This window comes from Dyella jiangningensis, from assembly GCF_003264855.1.
Taxonomy (GTDB): domain Bacteria; phylum Pseudomonadota; class Gammaproteobacteria; order Xanthomonadales; family Rhodanobacteraceae; genus Dyella; species Dyella jiangningensis_C.
In genome coordinates, this window is the sequence record NZ_NFZS01000005.1 from 32311 (window position 1) to 53752 (window position 21442).

24 protein-coding genes are annotated in these 21442 nt (G+C 66.5%); 8 read left to right on the forward strand and 16 right to left on the reverse strand.

The genetic code is table 11. The features are described 5' to 3' along the window. Window positions 1-89: 89 nt before the first annotated feature. The 3 genes from aceF to CA260_RS18170 all read right to left on the reverse strand — a co-directional run bounded on the left by aceF (window position 90) and on the right by CA260_RS18170 (window position 3817). Window positions 90-1784 (reverse strand): dihydrolipoyllysine-residue acetyltransferase, encoded by a 1695-nt coding sequence (gene aceF / locus CA260_RS18160; protein WP_111984485.1) that lies wholly within the window; start codon window positions 1782-1784, stop codon window positions 90-92. A 216-nt stretch (window positions 1785-2000) separates the two neighbouring features. Continuing rightward, entirely contained in the window at window positions 2001-2834 is an 834-nt protein-coding gene (locus CA260_RS18165) for a mechanosensitive ion channel family protein (RefSeq protein ID WP_111984486.1), read from the reverse strand. A gap of 164 nt (window positions 2835-2998) precedes the next feature. Beyond that, window positions 2999-3817 carry a DUF2884 family protein gene (locus tag CA260_RS18170; RefSeq protein WP_172461908.1) on the reverse strand — a complete coding sequence of 273 codons (819 nt, stop codon included), beginning with the start codon at window positions 3815-3817 and terminating at the stop codon, window positions 2999-3001. A 196-nt stretch (window positions 3818-4013) separates the two neighbouring features. Here CA260_RS18170 and CA260_RS18175 point away from each other — a divergent pair, with 196 nt between their 5' ends. After that, window positions 4014-5672, forward strand: coding sequence for an FAD-binding dehydrogenase (locus CA260_RS18175; RefSeq protein WP_111984488.1), 1659 nt, complete (start codon window positions 4014-4016; stop codon window positions 5670-5672). Continuing rightward, complete coding sequence (locus CA260_RS18180) at window positions 5669-6697, forward strand: 2-dehydropantoate 2-reductase (protein WP_111984489.1); 1029 nt, start codon at window positions 5669-5671, stop codon at window positions 6695-6697. Before CA260_RS18175 ends, CA260_RS18180 begins: the two co-directional genes overlap by 4 nt. An 84-nt stretch (window positions 6698-6781) precedes the next feature. Here CA260_RS18180 and CA260_RS18185 read toward each other — a convergent pair whose 3' ends face one another. From CA260_RS18185 to CA260_RS18225, 9 genes are all read right to left on the reverse strand, one after another. Beyond that, window positions 6782-8005: a low temperature requirement protein A gene (locus CA260_RS18185; protein ID WP_111984490.1), complete on the reverse strand. Its 1224-nt coding sequence runs from the start codon at window positions 8003-8005 to the stop codon at window positions 6782-6784. A 91-nt stretch (window positions 8006-8096) separates the two neighbouring features. Beyond that, window positions 8097-8414 carry a DUF2845 domain-containing protein gene (locus tag CA260_RS18190; protein WP_111984491.1) on the reverse strand — a complete coding sequence of 106 codons (318 nt, stop codon included), beginning with the start codon at window positions 8412-8414 and terminating at the stop codon, window positions 8097-8099. A 112-nt stretch (window positions 8415-8526) separates the two neighbouring features. After that, a complete protein-coding gene (locus CA260_RS18195) occupies window positions 8527-8802 on the reverse strand; it encodes a DUF2845 domain-containing protein (RefSeq protein ID WP_111984492.1) in 276 nt (91 codons plus the stop codon). A gap of 36 nt (window positions 8803-8838) precedes the next feature. Continuing rightward, on the reverse strand, window positions 8839-9411 hold the full coding sequence (locus CA260_RS18200; protein WP_111984493.1) for a DUF924 family protein: 573 nt from the start codon (window positions 9409-9411) through the stop codon (window positions 8839-8841). A 37-nt stretch (window positions 9412-9448) separates the two neighbouring features. Beyond that, on the reverse strand, window positions 9449-9889 hold the full coding sequence (locus CA260_RS18205) for a DUF2383 domain-containing protein (RefSeq protein WP_111984494.1): 441 nt from the start codon (window positions 9887-9889) through the stop codon (window positions 9449-9451). Window positions 9890-9995: 106 nt separating this feature from the next. After that, a complete protein-coding gene (locus tag CA260_RS18210; RefSeq protein ID WP_111984495.1) occupies window positions 9996-10745 on the reverse strand; it encodes a DUF2884 family protein in 750 nt (249 codons plus the stop codon). A gap of 62 nt (window positions 10746-10807) precedes the next feature. Then, the gene (locus CA260_RS18215) at window positions 10808-11377 is read right to left on the reverse strand and encodes a hypothetical protein (RefSeq protein WP_111984496.1); all 570 of its coding nucleotides are present in this window, start codon (window positions 11375-11377) and stop codon (window positions 10808-10810) included. Beyond that, window positions 11377-11919 (reverse strand): peroxiredoxin, encoded by a 543-nt coding sequence (locus tag CA260_RS18220; protein ID WP_111984497.1) that lies wholly within the window; start codon window positions 11917-11919, stop codon window positions 11377-11379. Before CA260_RS18220 ends, CA260_RS18215 begins: the two co-directional genes overlap by 1 nt. 100 nt (window positions 11920-12019) lie before the next feature. Further along, complete coding sequence (locus CA260_RS18225) at window positions 12020-12478, reverse strand: hypothetical protein (RefSeq protein WP_111984681.1); 459 nt, start codon at window positions 12476-12478, stop codon at window positions 12020-12022. 194 nt (window positions 12479-12672) lie between these two features. On the opposite strand from CA260_RS18225, the gene CA260_RS18230 reads away from it, so the two are divergent. The 3 genes from CA260_RS18230 to CA260_RS18240 all read left to right on the forward strand — a co-directional run bounded on the left by CA260_RS18230 (window position 12673) and on the right by CA260_RS18240 (window position 14431). Further along, window positions 12673-13017 (forward strand): glycine zipper 2TM domain-containing protein, encoded by a 345-nt coding sequence (locus tag CA260_RS18230; protein WP_111984498.1) that lies wholly within the window; start codon window positions 12673-12675, stop codon window positions 13015-13017. 32 nt (window positions 13018-13049) lie between these two features. After that, window positions 13050-13466 carry a universal stress protein gene (locus tag CA260_RS18235; RefSeq protein WP_111984499.1) on the forward strand — a complete coding sequence of 139 codons (417 nt, stop codon included), beginning with the start codon at window positions 13050-13052 and terminating at the stop codon, window positions 13464-13466. A 143-nt stretch (window positions 13467-13609) separates the two neighbouring features. Continuing rightward, a complete protein-coding gene (locus CA260_RS18240; protein ID WP_111984500.1) occupies window positions 13610-14431 on the forward strand; it encodes a ferritin-like domain-containing protein in 822 nt (273 codons plus the stop codon). A 221-nt stretch (window positions 14432-14652) separates the two neighbouring features. On the opposite strand, the gene CA260_RS18245 is transcribed toward CA260_RS18240, so the two are convergent. The 3 genes from CA260_RS18245 to CA260_RS18255 form a co-directional block, all read right to left on the reverse strand. Beyond that, window positions 14653-15096 (reverse strand): DUF6491 family protein, encoded by a 444-nt coding sequence (locus CA260_RS18245; RefSeq protein ID WP_111984501.1) that lies wholly within the window; start codon window positions 15094-15096, stop codon window positions 14653-14655. A 60-nt stretch (window positions 15097-15156) separates the two neighbouring features. After that, entirely contained in the window at window positions 15157-15891 is a 735-nt protein-coding gene (locus CA260_RS18250) for a hypothetical protein (RefSeq protein WP_111984502.1), read from the reverse strand. 183 nt (window positions 15892-16074) lie between these two features. Further along, on the reverse strand, window positions 16075-16962 hold the full coding sequence (locus CA260_RS18255) for a LytTR family DNA-binding domain-containing protein (RefSeq protein WP_111984503.1): 888 nt from the start codon (window positions 16960-16962) through the stop codon (window positions 16075-16077). A 154-nt stretch (window positions 16963-17116) separates the two neighbouring features. Here CA260_RS18255 and CA260_RS18260 point away from each other — a divergent pair, with 154 nt between their 5' ends. Continuing rightward, entirely contained in the window at window positions 17117-18328 is a 1212-nt protein-coding gene (locus CA260_RS18260) for an acyltransferase family protein (RefSeq protein ID WP_111984504.1), read from the forward strand. Window positions 18329-18353: 25 nt separating this feature from the next. Here CA260_RS18260 and CA260_RS18265 read toward each other — a convergent pair whose 3' ends face one another. Next, complete coding sequence (locus CA260_RS18265; protein WP_111984505.1) at window positions 18354-18656, reverse strand: DUF3247 family protein; 303 nt, start codon at window positions 18654-18656, stop codon at window positions 18354-18356. A 151-nt stretch (window positions 18657-18807) separates the two neighbouring features. Here CA260_RS18265 and CA260_RS18270 point away from each other — a divergent pair, with 151 nt between their 5' ends. Further along, window positions 18808-20055 carry an MFS transporter gene (locus CA260_RS18270; protein ID WP_111984506.1) on the forward strand — a complete coding sequence of 416 codons (1248 nt, stop codon included), beginning with the start codon at window positions 18808-18810 and terminating at the stop codon, window positions 20053-20055. 128 nt (window positions 20056-20183) lie between these two features. Continuing rightward, window positions 20184-21386: a 5-demethoxyubiquinol-8 5-hydroxylase UbiM gene (gene ubiM / locus CA260_RS18275; protein ID WP_111984507.1), complete on the forward strand. Its 1203-nt coding sequence runs from the start codon at window positions 20184-20186 to the stop codon at window positions 21384-21386. The last annotated feature ends 56 nt before the right edge of the window (window positions 21387-21442 follow it).

A 21442-nucleotide genomic window follows, 5' to 3' on the forward strand; every position in this document is an offset into this window, starting at 1 on the left:
GGATCCTTCGATTTCTTTTCGCTACGCAGGGAGGGGCGGCGCAAGTCCGCACCCTCACCCCAACCCTCTCCCCGGGGGAGAGGGAGCAGTTACAGGAGCAGGCGGCGGATGTCGCCCAGCTGCTGCGCGAGGTAGGAGGCGAAGCGCGCGGCGAGCGCGCCGTCGATCACGCGGTGGTCGTAGCTGAGCGACAGCGGCAGCACCAGGCGCGGGGCGAATTCCTTGCCGTTCCACACCGGCTTGGTCGCGGCCTTGGAGACGCCGAGGATCGCCACTTCCGGCGCGTTGACGATCGGCGTGAACGCCGTGCCGCCGATGCCGCCGAGCGAGGAGATCGAGAAGCAGCCGCCCGACATTTCGTTGGGGCCGAGCTTCTTGTCGCGCGCCTTCTTGGAGATCTCGCCGAGTTCGACGGCCAGGTCCAGCAGGCCCTTCTTGTCGCAGTCGCGGATCACCGGCACCACCAGGCCATCGGGCGTGTCCACCGCGATGCCGATGTGGAAGTATTTCTTGAGGATCAGCTTCTCGCCGGTTTCGTCCAGCGAGGCGTTGAACTGCGGGAACTTCTTCAGCGCCGCGACCACCGCCTTGATCTGGAACACCAGCGGGGTGATCTTGAGATCCTTGTTCTCCTCGCCGAGCTTCTTGCGGAAGGCTTCCAGCTCGGTGATGTCGGCGTCTTCGTGCTGCGTGACGTGCGGGATCATCGCCCAGTTGCGCGCGAGGTTCGCGCCGGAAATCTTCTGGATGCGCGACAGCGGCTTCTCTTCGATCTCGCCGAACTTGCTGAAATCGACCTTGGGCCACGGCAGCAGGTTGAGACCGCCGCCGGCTGCGACGGGCGCGCCGGTGGGACGCGCGCCGGAGGCGAGCGCGTGCTTCACGTAACCGGTGACGTCTTCGCGCTGGATGCGGCCACCGCGGCCGCTGCCCTTCACCTGGCGGATATCCACGCCCAGCTCGCGCGCGAAGGCGCGGATGGCCGGGCTGGCGTACGGGGCGTCGCCCGGCATGATGATCTTCGAATCGAACGGCGGGCGGGCCGTGGGCGCCACGTCGCCTTCCGGCGCGTTGCCGGGCACCACGCCGCGCGGCGTCGCGATCGGCTCGGGCTTCTCCTCGACCTTGGGCGCTTCCACCTTGGTGGGCGCGGCGGCCTGGGCCGGCGCAGCAGCAGGCGCGCCACCGGTGGCCTCAACCAGGGCGATCAGGCTGCCTTCGGAGAGCTCGTCGCCGACCTTGACCTTGATCTCCTTTACCACGCCCGCGAACGGCGCGGGCACTTCCATGGTGGCCTTGTCCGATTCCAGCGTGATCAGGCTCTGGTCCTTGGCGATGGTGTCGCCCACCTTCACCAGGATCTCGATGACCGGCACGTCGCTGCTGCCGATATCGGGCACCTTCACTTCCTGCACGCCACCACCGCCAGCGGGCGCGGCGGCAGGGGCAGCGGCCGGAGCCGGTGCGGGAGCGGACTTGGCGGGCGCTTCGGCCTTGGCCGGCGCGGCGGCGGGAGCCGGGGCCGGCGCCGGTGCGGCAGCCGTGCCTTCGGCCTCGATGATGGCGATCAGGGCGCCCTCGGACACCTCGTCACCCACCTTGAGCTTCACTTCCTTCACCGTGCCCGCGAACGGGGCCGGCACTTCCATCGTTGCCTTGTCCGACTCCAGCGTCACCAGGCCCTGTTCCTTGGCGACCTTGTCGCCCGGTTTCACCAGCACTTCGATCACCGGCACATTCTCGCTGCCGATATCGGGAACGCGTGCTTCTTTGAGGTCGGCCATGGTTTCTCCTACGGATGGCGATGGCGTGCCGTGCGGGGATGACGGCCGCGTAAGGCGTTAATCATAGCGAACGAGACCCCTTTCCGGACGCTTTTGGATCGGTTGAATGCACCATTCGCATACGTATGCACGACTTTGGTCCAAGGTTTCGAACGAACTGTTGCAGCGCCTCGGAAAACCGAGCGCCATCAAGGGCTCGCCGGGCATTCCACTTGGTCAGGTGGTCTGCTCCGGCGGGCGTCCCTGCATGAGGATGAAGTCGCGCTGCGGAGCCGCCAGGCTGATGCCGACGGCCTCGAAACGATCCTTGAGCGCGCGCAGCAGGTCCGTCTGCGCGCCCCAGCCATCGGCGCTGCCGGTGTAGCCGCGCACCACCAGGCCCACGCCGCTGTCGGTAAGGCTTTCGGTCCAGACGCCGGGCGCGGGATCGCGCAGGATGCGCGGATCGGCGGCGAGCAGTTCGCGGATGACATCCATCGCCTTGCCGATGTCGTCCTTGTAGCCGATGCGCAGCTTCACCTCGAAGCGGCGCGTGCCCAGGCGATTGAAGTTGATGATGGCGTCCGAGCCGATCTTGGCGTTCGGCACCACCGCCTCGCGGTTGTCGGGCAGCACCAACTGGGTATGCATCAGGCTCAGGCTCTGCACCGTGCCTTCCACGCCGCCCGCCTGGATGTAGTCGCCCACGCGGAACGGGCGGAACACGATCAGCAGGACGCCCCAGGCGAGATTGCTGAGCGAGCCCTGCAAGGCGAGCCCGATGGCCAGGCCACCGGCGCCCAGCGCCGCCACCAGCGGGGCGGACGGCACGCCGGCCTGTTGCAGCACCATCACGATGAGCAGTGCGATCAACACGCCATACATGAGGTTGCGCAGGAAGCCGGTGAGCGTGGGATCGACGTTGGCGCGATGCATGGCGCGTTGCGCGACGTTGGCCAGTCGCGCCGCGAGCCAGATGCCGATGAGCAGCATCAACAGCGCTATGACGACGTTGATGATGGTGTTGATGGTGCCTTCGGAAAGCGGCAGACGGGCCAGTAATGCGTGCATGGATCGCAGGTCTCTCGAGGGAAAAACCTCGCGAGCCTAGCAGCACGCCGATCAAGGTTCCGTTGCCGCCCGGGCATAAAAAAGCCGCGCCAGGGTTGGAGCGCGGCACAAGCGGGTCGTGCTGGGGAGCGTCGACCTTTCAGGATGCATGCACGGAGGTCGCCTCAATCGGCGCGTACATGATCGGCGGCTGTTACCAGCTTCTTGTTGTCCTTGTCCTCGTGCGTGACCAGCTTCAGCCGCGAACCGTCCTGCAGGCGGAACTGGAACTGTTGCTGCAATTGTTCGAGCGCACTGAACCTCGGGCACAGCGCGTCGGCACGCCTGTTCAATGCATCGGAACGACCGTCGATCTCCTTGTCGATGGTCTCGTCCAGCGAATCGGCGCGCGCCTGCAACGCGGCGACCTTGCTCTCGTCGCCGCTGAGCGCAGCCGTCACCGCCGCGCCAGCCACCTTGCCCACCAGGTCGGACACCGAACTCTGGATGCCCTGCCCGATCACGTCGTCCATCTCGTGCCGCTTCCACACGCCCTTGCCCAGCGTGTCGTCGATGCGGATGAGCGCCTGCTGGCGGTTGCGGTCCAGCCGCCCCACCATCTCGCTGCGTTCGCTCTCGTTGTCGGCGAAGGTCATCAGCACCGTGCGCATCGCGGCGAAGCCGATGTTCACGCCTTCGCGGGCAATGCCGGCGACTTCGGGCATCAGCGATCGCACGTTCTGTTCGTACTGGCGCAGTCGACCCGCATCGGCGGCGGACACCGCCACCTCGCGGCCATCCACGTGGAGCTGGCCGTCATGCATGAACACGTTGCCCGGATGGCCGTCCGTACGGCTGAACGCGATGCCGGCCGGCTGCACGCTCACGTCGTAGTCGGTCGAGTAGCCACAGTTCACGTCGTTGATCTGGTAGCCCTTGGCTTCGGCCATGCCGCCGAAGGCCAAGCCAGCCGCCATCGCGCAAGCGATCGGAATCGTACGCATGCCACTCGCCTCCCTGAGTACCGTGTCCATGCGCAAGCCGCATGGTTCCCCGGCACGATGCGCCGCGCCGCCGCCGCCGAGCATGGGCCAGGTGTCATGCCGTGCCATCGGTCATGGCTATGACGCAGTGCGCATAGGCAGGCCACGGAGAGGCACGCTAAGTTCACCCGGTGATCGCCATGAGGGGAGTCGTGGGATGCGCGAAAGGTGGGACGTGATCGTGGTGGGAGCGGGCCTCGCCGGCCTGGTCGCCGCCACGGAGCTGGCCGATGCCGGCAAGCGTGTGCTGGTGCTCGACCAGGAGCCGGAACAAAGCCTGGGAGGGCAGGCGTTCTGGTCGTTCGGTGGATTGTTCTTCGTCGATTCGCCGGAGCAGCGACGCATGGGCGTGCGCGATTCGCATGCGCTGGCGCTGGCCGACTGGATGGGCACGGCCGCGTTCGATCGCCCGGAAGACCATTGGCCGCGCCGTTGGGCCGAGGCCTACGTCGATTTCGCCGCGGGCGAGAAGCGCAGCTGGCTGCATGCCATGGGCATGCGCTGGTTTCCCGTGGTCGGCTGGGCCGAGCGCGGCGGGCACGGCGCAGTCGGGCACGGCAATTCGGTGCCGCGCTTCCACGTCACCTGGGGCACCGGCCCCGGCGTGATCGAACCCTTCGTGCGCCGCGCGCGCGAGGCGCAGGCCAGGGGCGTGTTGCAATTCGGTTTCCGCCACCGCGTCGACGAGCTCATCGTCGAAGGCGGTACCGTGGTCGGTGTGCGCGGCAGCGTGCTGGCCTACGACGAGGTGGAACGCGGCAAGCCCAGTTCGCGCGATGAAGTGGAACCGTTCGAGAAGCGTGCACAAGCGGTGGTCGTGTGCTCGGGCGGCATCGGCGGCAATCACGAGCTGGTGCGCAGGAACTGGCCGGAACGTCTCGGCACGCCACCGGCACACATGCTGTGCGGCGTACCCGCGCACGTGGACGGCCGCATGCTCGGCATCAGCGAAAGCGCCGGCGCGAAGCTGATCAACCGCGATCGCATGTGGCATTACGTGGAAGGCATCGAGAACTGGAACCCGATCTGGCCGATGCACGCGATCCGCATCCTGCCGGGCCCCTCGTCGCTGTGGTTCGACGCCACCGGCAACCGCCTGCCCGGCCCGCTGTGGCCCGGCTTCGATACGCTGGGCACGCTCGATCACCTGCGCCGCACCGGTTACGACTACAGCTGGTTCATCCTCGACCAGCAGATCATCCGCCGCGAATTCGCGTTGTCTGGTTCGGAGCAGAATCCCGATCTCACCGGCAAGAGCTGGCGACAGGTCGCCAAGCGTGCCGTCGGCAAGGGCGCGCCCGCGCCGGTGGAGGCGTTCAAGCAGCATGGCAAGGACTTCATCGTACGCGACACGCTGGACGATCTCGTCGCCGGCATGAACGCGCTGGCGGGCAACACGCTGCTCGACGTCGCGCATCTTCGCCGCGAGATCGAAGCGCGCGACCTGCAATTCGACAATCCCTACGCGAAGGACTCGCAGGTGATGGCCATCCACAACGCACGTCGCTACCGCGGCGACAAGCTGGTGCGCGTGGCCAGGCCGCATCGCATCCTCGACCCGGCCAATGGTCCGCTGATCGCGGTGCGGCTCAACATTCTCACGCGCAAGACGCTGGGCGGCCTGGAAACCGACCTTTCGGGTCGTGTGCTGGGACATGACGGCCAGCCATTGCCCGGCCTGTACGCCGCCGGCGAAGCGGCGGGGTTCGGCGGCGGCGGCCTGCATGGCTACCGCGCGCTCGAAGGCAGCTTCCTCGGCGGCTGCCTGTTCTCCGGCCGCGTCGCCGGTCGCGCTGCGGCCGCTGCCATCGCATGAGTGTGCATGCCTTGCCGCGCATCGCCGTCTATGGCGCGGGCAGCGTGGGCGGTTACCTGGGCGCGCGATTGCACGAGCACGCGCGGATCACCTTCGTGGGCCGCCGCCGCGTGACCGACGCCTGGCGATTGCACGGACTGGATTGGACCGACCTGCAAGGCCACGAGGGACACGTCGCGGGCCGCGCGCTGGACGTGCAGACGGATCCGTTCGCCGCCGCGAAGGCGCATCTCGTGCTGGTGACGGTGAAATCCGGCGCCACCGAAACCGTCGCACGCGAGCTTGCCGGCGTGCTCGCGCCCGGCGTCCCGGTGATCAGCTTCCAGAACGGCCTGCACAACACCGAGATCCTGCGCGCCGCCCTGCCCGGCCATCCGGTGCTGGCCGGCATGGTGCCGTTCAACGTGCTGCAGGCTCAGCCCGGCAGCTTCCACCAGGGATCGAGCGGCGAACTGATGGTGGCCTCGCACGCATCGCTGGCGCCGTTCGTGCCGTTGTTCGCCGCCGCCGGTTTGCCGCTCACCGTGCGCGAAGACATGCCCGCGGTGCAGGCGGCGAAGCTGCTGCTCAACCTGAACAACGCCATCAATGCGCTCTCTTCACTGCCGTTGCGCGATGAGCTGTCGCAGCGCAGCTGGCGACGCTGTCTGGCGCTGGCCCAGCGCGAGGCGCTTGCCGTGTTCGAGGCGGCGCACGTGCAGGCCACGCGCCTCACGCCGCTGCCCGCGCATTGGCTGCCACGCGTGCTGGAATTGCCGGACGCGTGGTTCCAGCGGGTGGCGTCGCGCATGCTGGCCATCGACCCCGTGGCGCGGTCATCGATGTGGGAGGATCTGCAACGCCATCGTCCCACGGAAGTGGATGCGATCAACGGCGAGATCGTGCGGATCGCACAGGCGCACGGCCTCGCCGCGCCCATCAACGCAAAGCTGGTGGAGCTGATCCATCAGGCCGAGCGCGCACCGCGCGAATGGCGCGCCGATGAACTGCTGCAGGAGCTGCAACACCGCCCGGCCCCACGGTAGGAGCGCACCCAGTGCGCGACCGCGGCGCGGCCTCCCGCGCATTGGCACGGTTGTCGCGACGCCCATCGCGCACTGGGTGCGCTCCTACAAATGCGGCTCGCTTCCATACAGCTCGCGACGCAGCACCCGCAGCGATAGCGTCTCCCACGCGGCCACGATCACGAGCACCAGCGTGGTCGCGCCAGCCAGCGCCAGCACCGACAGCATCGTGGCCGGCCAGCACAGCAGCAACAGCAGGACCAGCCCGACCAGGTGCGAGAACGGCAGGTTGGTATGGTTCACGGCCTGCTTGAACAACGCATTGCCCAGCAGGTAGAGCGCCGGCCCGCCCAGCAGTACGGCAGCCTGCGCCGCGCTCGCCATGGCGTGCGGATGGCTGAGGCTCAGTTCGTCGCCCACGGCACTGACCACGATGCCCGCCACGATCAGCAGGTGCAGATAGGTATAGCCCAGCCGCGCCGTGCGGCCGGGATCGGCGGATTCGCGAATGGAACGGCTGCCCCGTTCCACGGCCAGGTCGAAATAGATCCACCACATCGCCACGCAGCCGACGAATGCGATGCTGAAGGCCAGCCAGTCGTACGCTGCTCGCGGGCTCTCGGCAAAGCTGCTGCCGGTTACCACCACCGACTCGCCCAGCGCGATGATCACGAACAGGCTGCAGCGTTCGGCGAGATGCCCGCCTTCCACGTCCCACTCCAACGTGCTGGAGCGGCCAAGGCCGGGCACGTAGAAGTACAGCGCCGGGCCCAGGTATTCGATGCCAAGCGCCACCAGCCAGCACGCGAAGCGGGCGTCACCGGAAGCGAATCCTCCCGCGATCCACAGCACGCCCGACACCACCAGCCAGCTGGTGATGCGATGGAAATTGCGTTGCGCCGCGGGCGGCGAATGACGCAGCGCCCACACCATGAACAACGAACGCCCCACCTGCATGAAGGTGTATGCGCAGGCGAACACGATGCCGCGCCCTTCGAACGCCTGCGGCAGCGCGGTGGACAACAGCAAACCCGCGAACATCAGCACGAGCAGCAGCAGGCGCACGGCGAGCCGCTCGGGATCCAGCCAGTTGGTGATCCAGCCGGTGAAGATCCATACCCACCACACCGCGAGGAACAGCAGCAGCACGTGCAACGCGCCGGCCAGCGTCAGGTCGTGCAGCAAGGTATGCGAGAGCTGGGTCACCGCATAGACGAAGACCAGATCGAAGAACAGCTCGATGTTGGTGACCTTGCCATGCGCGCCCGCGTGACGCGCACGCAACAGGCTGGGCGCGTTCGCTCCTTCGGCATGGGGTAGTTCTGGCATGGCGCGACCTCCCTGGCATCGCGCCTTTTATCGCATGGGCGGCACCGCGCAGGAACCCTTGCGCGTGCCGCCGGTTCCATGCAGCGCCGCTCTAGCGGCCGCCATCGCGAATGGCGCTGATCCTGCCGTCCACGACCACGATGGTGACGATGCGGTTGCCCTGGCGGTACTGCCATTGCTCGCCGCCGGCGTCGCCGGCACTCCGGCCGCGCGCCTTGCGGCCCTTGGCGGTGCGAGGGCCCGTTGATGACTTGCCGTGCGACTTGTAGGAAGGCTTGCCCAGCAATTCGACTGCCCGGGTCGCACTGTCGCCCACCACCAGCACCTGGCTGCCCACCCGCAAGGTCCCGCTGCCCGCCTGTGCGGTGAACGCCACCGCCAGGCATATCCATCCGATGTATCCGCGCATGACGCCTCCCTGTCCGTGACCCGCGCCTCGCGCGGCGGGTTCACACTAGCGACAGGCAAGGCAGCAGCGGCAGGCGCCGCACGCCGTGCGCGGGTGTAGGAAGCGCGCCCGCTCAGCGCGTGCGATCGTCGATATCGGACACTTTGCCGCTGATGACGGTGACGGTCACGATGTGGCCGCCGTCGCGCTGGTACTGCCAACGCTCGCCCTGGTGCCCGCCGTACTCCGATTCCACCGGCTCCTTGAAATCCGGCTTGCCCAGCAACTGCATGGCGCGCACGGCGCTGTCGCCGACGGTGAGCACCTCGCTGCCGATGCGATAGGTGCTGCTGGCGTGGGCCGCCAGGCTCAATGACAACAGCAAGGTGACCAAGAGACTGCGGCGCATATCGAACTCCTTGTCGAAAACACGGTGGTGAAGGACCTAGAAACCCGATCCCGGGCGAGCCAGATAGGCCTGCTCGGCTTCGGTGCTGGATCGGCCAAGCACGGCATTGCGATGGGGAAAGCGGCCGAAGCGCTCAATCACATCGTGGTGGCGGCGCGCATAATCAAGGAAATTCTCGAACTGCGCACGCTGCCCTGCGGGAAGCTGCCCGACCAGGCGTTCGAACAGCTGCACGCAATGGCGTTGCAGCGAGAGGTCTTCCGCGTGTTCCAGGGGAAGATAGGCGAACAGCCGACGCAGCGGCGCGATCCGCTGGTCATCCGCCCGGGCAATGCCTTCCACTGCAAGCGCCTGCGCCTTCGCGTCGTGGGCCCAGGCCCGCGCGTCGTCGCGGTAGATGTTGCGGCTGAACTGGTCCAGCACGATCAGCAAGGCCAACCAGCCGTCCGGCGTGGCCGACCAGCCATCCAGTTCCCCGCGTGTCGCCGCCGCCAGCACGGCACCGAAACGCTCGCGCACCTGCGCGTCGAACGCATCGTCGCGGTCGAACCAGTGCACTCCGGCAGCGGGATCGAACCAGAACTGCAGCACGTCTTCCGGCGTTGGCATGCCTGCGCCCCTTGTTTGGTCTGGATGATGTGATCGGTCAGGCGTGATGGGTGCCGGCCAGGCAATGCATGTCGTGATGGATGCCGTGCAGGCGCGACAGCTGCACGCCAAGCGCGTGCGCCGATTCACGCGAGGCATGCGCCATCTGCTTCTCGAAGCGGTGCAGCAGTGCGCACTCGTTGCGCGCCAGCGAACGAACCCACGCCGAGTCACGATTGGATGACAAGCCGGCCGTCCATTCGGCGAGCGCGCTGCGGATCGACCCGGCCAGCGTGCCATGCCGCGCCGGCGTCATTCCGCTGGCGTGGGCCTGGACCTGCAGGTCGTCGATCAGCAGATCAAGCGTATGCAGGTTCTCCGCCAGCAAGGCCTGCAGGCCGGGTTCGCGCACTTGCGCGAGCGCGCGGCGGTACAGATCCCGGTCGTCGATGCCACGACGGATCAAGCTGTTGTAGCGCGGTACTCGAGCGTGCGACACAAGGCCGCCTCCTGAAAAAACAGCGAATTTCGACTCGATCCTCGCCCTTCCGCGCTTAGCAGAAGGTTAATCCAAGGTATGCGTGGCGTCGCGCTCAGCCTGTGTTCTACTGCCCGACCTGCAACAGGTTGAGCGGCTGCCCGCCGCTACCACGGATATCCTGCTGCAACTCCGCGAGCCGCTGTATCGAGGGACAAAGGGCCTGGATCTGCGGCGCCAGGGCCTGCATGCGCTGCTCGAGGCGTGGACGCAGCTGGGTGGCGAGGTCGGCGGCGGTATCACGCAGATTCGCGGCGGCCTGCAGATCGCCCGTCATCGCCGCGTTCATCGCCTGCTGCCCCAGATCGTTGGCAATCAGGGGCATCAGGTCGGCCGCGACCTGGTTCGCGTAGGTGTCGGCCAGGTTGCCCTGCCAGTCGTGCGTGCTGTTGCTCGCGGCCAGGCGTTGCTTGAGCTCCGCCGCCCGCGCGGCCACCCGACGATCCAGCTCCGCGCGCGTATCGGGGCTCAACGACAGGCGCGCACCCTCGTCGTGCATGCCCGACACCAGCAGATCCACACCCTTCGCCGCCACGCCCTTCACGCGAGGGACGAGGGCACGCAGTTCGCGTTCGAACAGCGCGAGCCGATCCTGTTCGTCCGGGCGCAGGGACACCGTGGCGCCGTCCGTGCGCAGGCGGCCATCATGCAGCTCCACCTGGTGCGGAGCCGGCTGCGGTCGATCGAACAACAGATGGTCCGGCGCCACCGTCAGGTCATAACTGCTGGTGGCATGACAGGTGGTGGCCAGGTCCTGCGCATGGGCGGCGACGCCGGCGAAGGAGACGGTCAGAGCGAGAAACAGGCGGCGGTACATGGGATGCCACGGTAGCAAGCGGTGCCGCAGCGATAACCCGTGCGGCGGCAACCGCGGCTGAATCACCGCGATGGCCGCGACGGACGCAGCTCGCGGAAACCCGCTTTCACCGCCGGCCGCCCCAGCCACCAGGCGAGCCACAGCAGGATTGGCACGGCGACCGCCTTGGCCGCCATCGCGATCACGAACGAGCGGCGCACGTGGTCCAGCGCCTGCAGCGACGCGGGATCCAGCGGCGCCTGTGCGTTGGTCATCGCCACGCCCTGGCTGAATTCGCGCCACTGGGAGAGCAGCAGCAGGCCACCAGCGACGCCCCAACCCAGGGCCAGCAGGATCGACAGCACCTGCAGGGCCGGGCGCGCCCACGCCTGCCGCAGGATCGCGCCGGCGCAGACCACCACCACGCCGAAGGCGATCAGGAAATAGCCCACGTCCCATGCCAGGATCTTGCGCAACTGCCAGGCATCGCTGGTGTTTCCGGGCGGCAACTGCTTGAGTACGGCCCATACCTGCTCGCCGTGCACCGCGTACTGCAGGCAGCCATAGGCCGCGAGCAGCAGCATCAACCAGGCCACGATGCGCCACAGCGCAAAGCCATCCGTGTGTCCGGTACCACGCACTTTCAGGAACATCAGGAAGAGGCCTTCAACGAAGTGAGATCGGCCAGCACCTGCGCGGAGTTCTTCTCCGGGTCCACGTCCTGGTAGACCTTGGCGACCTTGCCTTGCGGATCGATCAGGAAGGTGGTGCGGCGCGCGTACTTGAAGCCGACCTTGGACGCGAGCACGCCATAGGCCTGCGCCGTGCTGCCGTCGGCATCGGAAAGCAGCGGGAACGGCACGTGGTACTTGGCGGCGAATTCCGCATGCGACTTCACGTCGTCCAGGCTTACGCCAAGCACCTCCGCGCCGGCCTTGCGCAGCTTCGCGATGTCGTCGCGGAAGGTGCATACCTCGGTGGTGCAGCCGGGCGTGAAGTCCTTCGGGTAGAAGTACAGCACGACCCAGTGGCCCTGGTGATCAGCCGGCGTATGCCATTTGCCGTTCTGGTCCTGCAGGCGAAATGCCGGTGCCGGCTGGCCTGCACTCGGCAGGGCGGACGCCTCGTCGGCCTGCACGGGGACCACCAGGCCCAGCAGCAGGACCAACAGCAACAGCAGCGAAAGACGTCGCATGACGGCACTCCGGTTTCATGAAAAAACCGGTGCAGTGTACGCGTTACTCCGGCAAAACAAAGGGCGCCTCGCGGCGCCCTTCGTCCTTGCGCTGGGATACTCAGCGACGGGTGATGCTGAAGGCGCCCACCGAAACGCCGAGGTTCACGCCTTCGCCGCTGCCGTGCAACGCCAGCGACGTCGTGCCCTTGGTAAGCACCTGGGCTTCGCCGCTCTTGACCACGCCCGCTTCGGCGCCGGCCTGCGCATAGTCACCGAACACATCGTCGATGCTGCGCACATGGCTGATGTCACCCTTGCCGTTGTCGATGCGGTACTTGCCGGCAGTCAGGCCACCGCCGTTCACCGTGATCTTCACGTTGGCGCGCTGGCCGTTGCTGCACACCACCGTGCCGCTGCCTTCCGCATGCTTGTAGATGATCGACCAACCGGACAGGCTGAAGCTCAGGTCGCACTTCACCTCGGCCTCGGCGGCGCGCGCGGTGCTCACCGGCAGCGCCGTGGTCACGCCAGCGCAAGCCAGCACCAAAGCTGCCATTACGAACGTACGCTTCATCATCGTGTTCTCCTTGGCTCTATGGAACTTGATAGTCCGACTGCCATTGTCGACAGACTTGCTGAACGAAAAGGCATGCGCACCGAAGGCCATTCATACTCCGCTGCCTTCGTGAATATGGCGTAGAAACAACGCTTGATGCCGCACTAACAAAGTCCCGCGCACACTAGTCGCAAGGAAGCAGCGAGGACGATGCCATGAAAACCAGGGTCTCCATTCTTTTCATTGTCGCGTGGGCATGGGCCGGCAGCGGACCGGCCCTCGCGCAGTCGTCCACCTCGCCTCCGCCGAAGAAGACGCACACCGTATGCGAGGACGTCGTCGTGCAGGACCAGCCCAAGGACAAGCATCAGATCGCCGGCATGGCGATCGGCGGCGTGGCCGGCGGACTGCTCGGCAACCAGGTCGGTGGCGGCAAGGGAAAAACGATCGCGACGGTAGCGGGCGCCGCCGGCGGCGCGTACGCTGGCAAGAAAGTGCAGGAGAACCAGCAGTCGAAGAACACCCACGTCGAGCGTCGCTGCCGTGAGGTTCCCAACTGACCGGTTCGCCCATCCAGGCCAAAGGGGTACGCATGCTGAAGTATTCGCTGGTCGGCTATGACGGTTCCGCCTCGTCGCAGCGCGCCGTCCGCTTCGCCGCCGAACTGGCCCGCGCCAGCGGTGGACGGGTCCGCGTGGTTTCCGTGCTGCAGATGACCGAAGGCAGCGCCGACACGTGCGCATTGATGATGACCGATCCAGGCACCGGCAAATGCTCGCGACTGCTTGCCGAGGTGAAAGAGCTGGTGCCCGACTCGGCGTCCCTCATCGATGCCGAGGTCGTGCGCGGAAGCCCCGGCGATGTGCTGCTGGAGCAGGTGAGCCGCCACAGCATCGACCACATCGTGATCGGCCATACCGAGCGCGGCGCGCTCGCCCGCTGGCTCCTGGGCTCGGTATCCGGCGACGTGCTGCAGCGGTCCCACGTGCCGGTCACCGTGGTGCGCTGAAGCCCCGCGCTCTCCGTCGTCGCCTCCGGGTCGGCGCGCGTTAATCCCGCGCGGCCTTCCGGTCGTATGCTGTTGTCACATAATCGTCATGCCGGCCGGCGCCGCGCCCCGCGGCGACCGCCCAATCGCACAGGAATGTCCGCGTGAGCTACACCACTTCGTTGCCCTGGACCTTGGAAAGCCTGGACTTCAGCCGTATCGAGATCCAGCGCATACGCCAGAACGAGGACCTGTTCTTCCTGCTGTGCAGCGCCTCCTTCGTGGAAAGCGGCTCGGACCTGTACACGCACAACCTGGTCGACCACTTCGCCGGCGACGAAGAGCTGCAGACCTGGCTGAGCCAGCACTGGGAACACGAGGAACTGCAGCACGGCCGCGCGCTCGCCGCCTACGTGAAAGCCGTATGGCCGGAATTCGACTGGGAGCGCGGCTTCGCCTCGTTCTGGAACGAGTACGGCGCGATGTGCACCAACGAACAGCTCGAAAGCAGCCGCGGCCTGGAACTTGCCGCCCGTTGCGTGGTGGAAACCGGCACCGCCAGCCTGTACCGCGCGCTCAACGACATCACCGACGAACCGGTGCTCAAGCAGCTCACCAACCACATCAAGAGCGATGAGGTGCGGCACTTCAAGCACTTCTACCAGCACTACCGTCTCTATCGCGAACGCGAGGGCTTCGGTCGTTACAAGGTGTTCCGCGCCATCCTGCGTCGCGTCAACGAGATCAAGAGCGAGGACAGCGACGTCGCGCTGCGCCACGTGTTCAACCAGTGCTATCCCCAGCACAAGGACAACGAGGCGGAGTTCCGCCGCGTGACCGGGCGGGCGCAGGCGTTGTTGCGGCGGAATATACCGGCCGAAATGACGGTGAAGATGCTGCTGAAGCCGCTGGATCTGCCGCCGCGACTGCAGAGCGCGATGGAGCGGCCGCTGGCGAAAATCGCGGAGAAGCTGTTCTTGCATTGATGGGCAAGCTGGCGTGAGCGGAGTGCCGCCGCTGTGTTGTAGGAGCGCACCCAGTGCGCGACCGCAGCGTTGCGGCGTGGCGCGCTAGTGAGCTATCGCGACCACCGTCAACAGATGCATAAATGGCACGCTGCGGTCGCGCACTGGGTGCGCTCCTACAGGCGAGTCGCAACGCGCGCCGGCTCCTCTACGCACGAAGCATCACGGCGCAAGGTCGCCCGTCACTTCTCCGGCCGCTGCATCTCCTCCACCTCGCGTGGCTTGCCCTGCTGCGGTTCGTTGAGCTTGGCTATGTCCACCGGGCGGATCTGCTTGATGAAGCATGGTGCGTCGGCGGCGCCGGTGATCACGCGGTCGAAGCGCGCGGATACCTCGCTGACGCTCGAAGTCAGGCCGATATGGTTGGTGAATTGCAGGTTGCGGCATTTGCCGTCGAGGTCCAGCAGCCACGCTTCGTTGGACCGCGTATAGACGGCCAACTGCTCATCGCTCAGCGGTTCCCACGACCACAGGCTGAAATAGTGGAAGCTCTGGACGGGTGCGCCCGCGGCGGCGGCATAGGCCTGCTGGCGGGCGTTGAGGCGCGTCGTGTATTCCTGGCCGACGCGCGCGCAGGCGCCCAGCAGCAGCGCGGCGCCGATGATCAGAACGGGTTTGATGGCCATCGCGGCGTACTCATGAGGGGATGCATTTAAAAACGCGCGAACGCTGTGCGGGTGGACGCGTTACTTCTTCTTCGCCGGCTTGGACACCGACTGCCACTTCGCCGGATCGAAACCACCTACCTCGTAGACCAGGGTGACCTTCTTCTCGCCGTCCTGCATGGTCACATCCATAGTGATCTTCTTGGCCTTCTCCATCTGCGCGATGAAGCCCTTGTCGTCCTTGAACAGCAGCGCCGGCTCGCCGGTGGTGGGTGCAAAGGCACTGATGCTGCCGGGCTTGCCGTCGAAGGTGGCCTTGATCGAGCACACGCCCTTGCACACGAAACCGTGGCGGCCCCCGGTGTTGTAGAGGAAGACGTTCTGCCCCCAGTCGGTGTGCCGGCGCAGGATCAGGTTCACGCGATCCTCGGCGGTCGACTGGCTGTTGGCGATGGTGGCGGTGGACTGCGTGCCACCTTGCATCGGCGACACCTGGTAGAGCCACAGGCTGGCCAGGCGGTTCTTCTCGCTGTTTTCCTTATAGCGCTTCTCGATCTCGGGCAGGCTCTGCTGCACTTCCCTGGCGGCGTCGCTGTTGGGATAGCGGCTGACGATCTCCTTGCCCATCGTCACGGCCATCTCGTCGTTGTGGATGCGCAGCAACTGGCGATAGGTATCGAGCTTCTGTGCGGAATCGTCGGCGGGTGCCTGGGCCTGCTGCGGTGCCGGTGCCTGGTCTCCCGACTGGGAGCATGCAGCCAGGGCGAGTGCCATGCAGAAGGAGGTGCCGACAAGGCCAGGACGAAGCAGGTTCATGGGCGAGGCGTCCGGTAAAGGGAAGGCGTTTAGAGTGGAACGGTGGGGCGGGCGAGTGCAACTGTTCGCTTCATCGCTGTAGGAGCGCACCCAGTGCGCGAACAGCCCGCATGTACTCCTTTACGGATGAGCCTGGTGCGCCGCGGTCGCGCACTGGGTGCGCTCCTACAGAGAGCTTTGGTGTCACGCGCCGACGGGGGTTTCACCGAAGCGCTCGCGCAGCTGCGCGCGGTAGCGTCGGCTGCAGGGGATGTGGGCACCGTCGCGCATGGTGAGGCGGGCGTCGCCGGTTTCCAGGGGTTCGATCTCGGCCAGATGGTCGAGGTTGATGAGGTAGCTGCGATGTACGCGCAGGAAACGCGAGGGATCGAGCCGCTCCTCGATGCCGGCCATGGTGGCGCGCAGCGGGTAGTCGCGCCCGCGCACGTGCAGGTTCACGTAATTGCCGGAGGCCTGCAGCCATTCGATGTCGCGCGCGGCCACCAGGAATTCCTTGCCGAGCTTGCGCACCAGAAAGCGTTCCGGACGATCCACCGGTTCCACCGGGGGGCCCTCGTCCGGTTCGGCCAGCAGGCTCGCTTCGCCCTGCAGGCGGCGCACGAAGAAGCCGTAGAAGGAAATCAGCGACACGAACGACAGATAGGTGCGGAAGTCCTTCAGGTACTCGTAGAAGAGTTCCACGGGCACATTGCCGAACCGGTAATGGCTGCCCATGGCCAGGTAGGCGAGCGAGCGCAGGCCGACCATGGCGCCGACATGGACCAGGCAGAACGGCACGGTCAGCAGCACGTGCACCTGGAGGCTTTGCCGCCAGGTATCGAAGCGCAGCGGCCAACGCCGGGTCGCCGCCACCACGAAGGGCACCAGCGCCAGGATCACCAGGCTGCTGCTCGCCTCCCACACCCAGGGTTCCAGGTTCGAGGTGCCGCTGCTGTGGTAGACGTGGTCGAACCACGATACCAGCCCGTTGAAGACCGTGTTCGCGGTGAGCATCACCACCCAGAAGCCGACCTCGAAAGGCCGGCGCCAGCGCTGGAATCCCTGATAGTCCAAACCGATCCGTGTCGTCATGGCCCGGATTCTACGTGGACGCGGCGCCGGCGCCGCATGTTCGTCCCGGCGTGCCCTCCATTCGTCCCTCATCCCCTGCCATCAATCACTTGGCGGCGGACAGCGGCGACCTCCATGGACAGCATGGAGCCATCCCGCCACTGGAGCTGCCCCGATGAACCGCCGCCACGACATCGACGCCCTGCGCGTCCTGGCCTTCGGCCTGCTGATCCTCTACCACCTGGGGATGCTCTACGTGAGCGACTGGGGGTTCCACCTCAAGAGCCACTATCTCGCCGGCTGGCTGCAATACCCGATGTTGTTCCTGAACCGCTGGCGCATGGACCTGCTGTTCCTCATCTCCGGCCTGGCCGTCCACTTCCTGCGCGGACGACACCCGTTGCCCGTCGTGGCCTGGAGACGGACCGTGCGACTGCAGCTGCCGCTGCTGTTCGGCATGGCCGTGGTCATCCCGATCCAGCCCTACGTCCAGGGGGTGGACAATGGCCTGGTGGCGCCGGGCTTTGGCACCTTCCTGCTGCGCTACTGGACGGGTGGCCCCTGGCCGGCGGGCGCCTTCGACGGCTGGCAGTTCGGCGTGACCTGGAACCACCTGTGGTACCTGTCCTACGTATGGGTCTACACGATGGTGCTGCTGGCGCTGATTCCCTTGCTGGAATCGCCGCTCGGGCAACGCGCCGTCGCCGCCTGCCGGCGCCTGCACGGCATCGCACTGCTGGTCGTGCCCGCTGTCCCGCTGATGGTCTATTCGGCCCTGCTCGCCAACCGTTTTCCGCAGAACCATGCGCTGCTCAACGACTGGCATGCGCATGCCCAGTACGGCACGGTGTTCTTCTATGGCTATCTGCTGGGCACGCGTGGTGGCCTGTGGGATGAACTGGCGCGGCTGCGTTGCGCTTCACTCGCAACGGCACTGCTGTGCTTCGCGGGATTCCTCTGCCTCGATCGGTTCATGGATGCCTCGCCGCTGGCGCCCGCCGCCATGGCGGCAGTACACGAGGTGCTGCGCGCGCTGAACTATCTCTACACCTGGACCGCCATCGCCGCCGTGCTGGGCTGGGGGCACCACTATCTGAATCGCCCGTTCCGTTGGCTGCCGTATGCACGCGAGGCGGTGTTCCCGTGGTACGTGCTGCACCAGAGCATCATGCTGGCCGCCGCGTACTGGTTGATTCCGCTGCGCCTGGGTGCGGTGCTGGAGCCGCTGCTGGTGCTGGCGTGCACCGTGGCTGGCTGCGCGCTGCTGCATGAATTCGCCATACGCCGTTCGCGCTGGCTGCGCCCCTTGTTCGGACTCGATGCGAAGCCTCGCGTCGCCGCGAGCGAATGTGGCGTGGCGCTCCCGCAGCAAACCCAGCACGCATGACGCCGCCATGGGCAGCGCGGGCTCGTCAGCTCTCGCTGCCCATGGTGGAATCGAGATGTTCCACGCGACGGATATCGCCCAGCCAGACGTAGCAGCTCCAATCGGGCACGTCGGGGCGCTCGAGGCGGACCACGCCGTTGATGCCTTCGTTCTCATCGCCGTCGCGGAACAACTGCACGTTCGGACGCTCGCAGACCACACCGTCGTAGATGCTGCCGTCCTTGAGCAGCAGGACCACGTGTCCGTTGGTGGGCAGCTCCTGCACCAGCGATTCCAGCCGACGGATGTGGACGGGATCCGTATAGACGCGTTCAGCAAACTGGCCCATGAGGCACCTCGCGACTTGCCTGGTTGCGTTTCACGCTAGAGGCAGCGTCGCCAAGAACAGGTCAACATGCGGGGAGATCGGTGTGAAGGCGCTGAATCTTGCCCCTGCGCTTCAGCCGCCGATAATGCGCGGGACCTCGTCAGGAATATCCATGCCCTCCCCCACGTCGCCCGCGGCGGATGCCCTGCGTTCGCATCCCGCCTTCGTCCAGTTCTGGTTTGCGCGCATCTGTTCCGGCTTCGGTTTCCAGATGTTGTCCGTGGCGGTGGGCTGGCAGGTGTACGCCATCACCGGCCGAGCCTTCGACCTGGGCCTGATCGGCCTCGTGCAATTCATTCCTTCGGTCGTGCTGGCGTTGCCGGCGGGACACGTGGCGGACCAGTTCGAACGTCGCCGCATCGTGCTGCTGGGACAGATCGTCGACATGCTGGCGATCGCCGCGCTCGCGGTCATCAGCTTCCTGCACCAGGCCCATGAGGCTTCGATACTTGCGCTGGTGTTCGTGATCGGCGTGGCCAAGGCTTTCGAATTTCCGGCGATGCAGTCGATGTTGCCCGCACTGGTGCCGATGAGCGTGCTTCCCCGCGCCATGGCTGCCAGCGCGTCGGCGGGACAGGCCGCGATGATCATGGGCCCTGCGATCGGCGGTCTGCTGTACGTCGCGGGCCCGGGCGTGGTCTACGCGACATGCGCCCTGCTGTATCTCACCGCCGTGCTGCTGATGGCACACCTGCGCTACGAGCAGGCGCAACCGAAGCGCGAGCCGGCCACGCTGAAGACCCTGTTTGCCGGCGTGCATTTCATCCGCGCGCGGCCCGACGTGCTCGGCGTGATCTCGCTCGACCTCTTTGCCGTGCTGCTGGGCGGCGCCGCCGCCCTGTTGCCGATCTTCGCCAAGGATGTGCTGCATACCGGTCCATGGGGTCTGGGCCTGCTTCGCGCGGCGCCTGCCGTGGGCGCGCTGCTCATGTCGCTATGGCTGACCCGCCAAAACATGGAGCGACACGTGGGTCCGATCATGTTCGCCTCGGTGGCCGGGTTTGGCCTGGCGACGCTGGTGTTCGCCGTTTCCACCGCGCTGTGGCTGTCGCTGCTGGCGCTGTTTGCGCTGGGCGCGTTCGACATGGTGAGCATGGTGATTCGCGGTGCGCTCGTACAGCTGGATACGCCCGACGACATGCGAGGGCGTGTCAGCGCGGTGAACGCGATCTTCATCAACACGTCCAACCAGCTCGGCGAATTCGAGTCGGGCCTGCTTGCCGCGTGGGTCGGTGCGGTGAACGCCACCCTGATCGGCGGCATCGGCACGCTTGTCGTGGTGGCACTGTGGATGGCGATGTTTCCCACGCTTCGCCGTAGGCAGCGGTTGCATACGGAGCCTGCGCCGTCACCATCCTGAACTTTGCATGCGGCGACAACCACCGCTGCGTCGCTATGGCTCCATCACTTGACGGACGTCATGGCCGCACCGCGCGGAGTTCCTAGCATGTGCAGGCTCACCGCCCCTGCACGGATGATCCTCCCCGCATGAATGTCGATATCGTGGTGGTTGGTGCCGGCCCTGCCGGCCTCTGTTTTGCGCGCGCCCTGGCCGATACCGGGCTCAGCATCGTGGTGATCGAACGGCAACCGCTCGGTGCGTTGAGCGAACCGGCTTTCGATGGACGCGAGATCGCCCTGACCCAACGCTCCGTGCGCATCCTGCGCAAGCTGGGCCTGTGGGATCGCCTGGGGGCGTCGGACATCTCGCCGCTGCGCACCGCTCGCGTGCTCAACGGGCATTCGCTTCATGGCCTGAGCGTGCTGCCCACCGGCACGGGCGATGCGGAGCTGGGTTTCCTGGTGCCCAACGACCGCATCCGCCGCGCGGCCTATGCCAGCGTGCAGCAGGAGCCGCGCATCACACTCGTGACCGATACGGCCGTGAGCTCGGTGTCGCTGGCCGATGGCCACCCGCAACTGCAGCTTGCCGATGGCACCAGCGTGGTCGCGCGCCTGGTCGTGGCCGCCGACAGCCGCTTCTCGTCGCTGCGTCGCGACGCGGGCATTTCGGTCGACATGCATGACTTCGGCAAGACCATGCTCGTCTGCCGCATGGCATTGGAGAAATCCCACGATGGCGAGGCGCTGGAGTGGTTCGATCACGGACAGACCATGGCGTTGCTGCCGTTGCACAACGGAGAGGCTTCGGTCGTGCTGACCTTGCCGGGCCACACCATGAAATCCGTGATGGCACTCGATGACGGGCAGTTCAACCAGGACATGCGCCGGCGCTTCGATGGCCGTTTCGGCGCGATGAGCCTGACCAGCACGCGCCATACCTATCCCCTGGTCGCCACCTACGCCCATCGCTTCATCGGTCCTCGCCTCGCACTGATCGGCGATGCCGCCGTGGGCATGCACCCCGTCACCGCGCATGGTTTCAATCTCGGCCTGCTCAGCGTGGACACGCTCGCCGGCCAGATCCGCCGCGCGCACGCCGCCGGCCAGGATTTCGCCTCAGCCCGCGTGCTGCAGCGCTATGAGCGCGCGCACCGCGTCGCGACGCTTCCGCTTTACTTCGCCACGCAGGCCATCGTGAAGCTCTACACCGACGATCGCCTGCCCGCGCGCGTGGCGCGCACCGCCCTGCTGCGTGCGGCCCAGGCCACGCCGCCGTTCCGGCGCACGCTGGCCCGCATGCTCGAAGCCCAGGATCGCGACGATCGCCCGACGCCGACGTCCGGATGAACGGCCAACGCCGGTGTTTACGCGTCACTCACGCGAGCGCTGGCAACGTGGCTCTT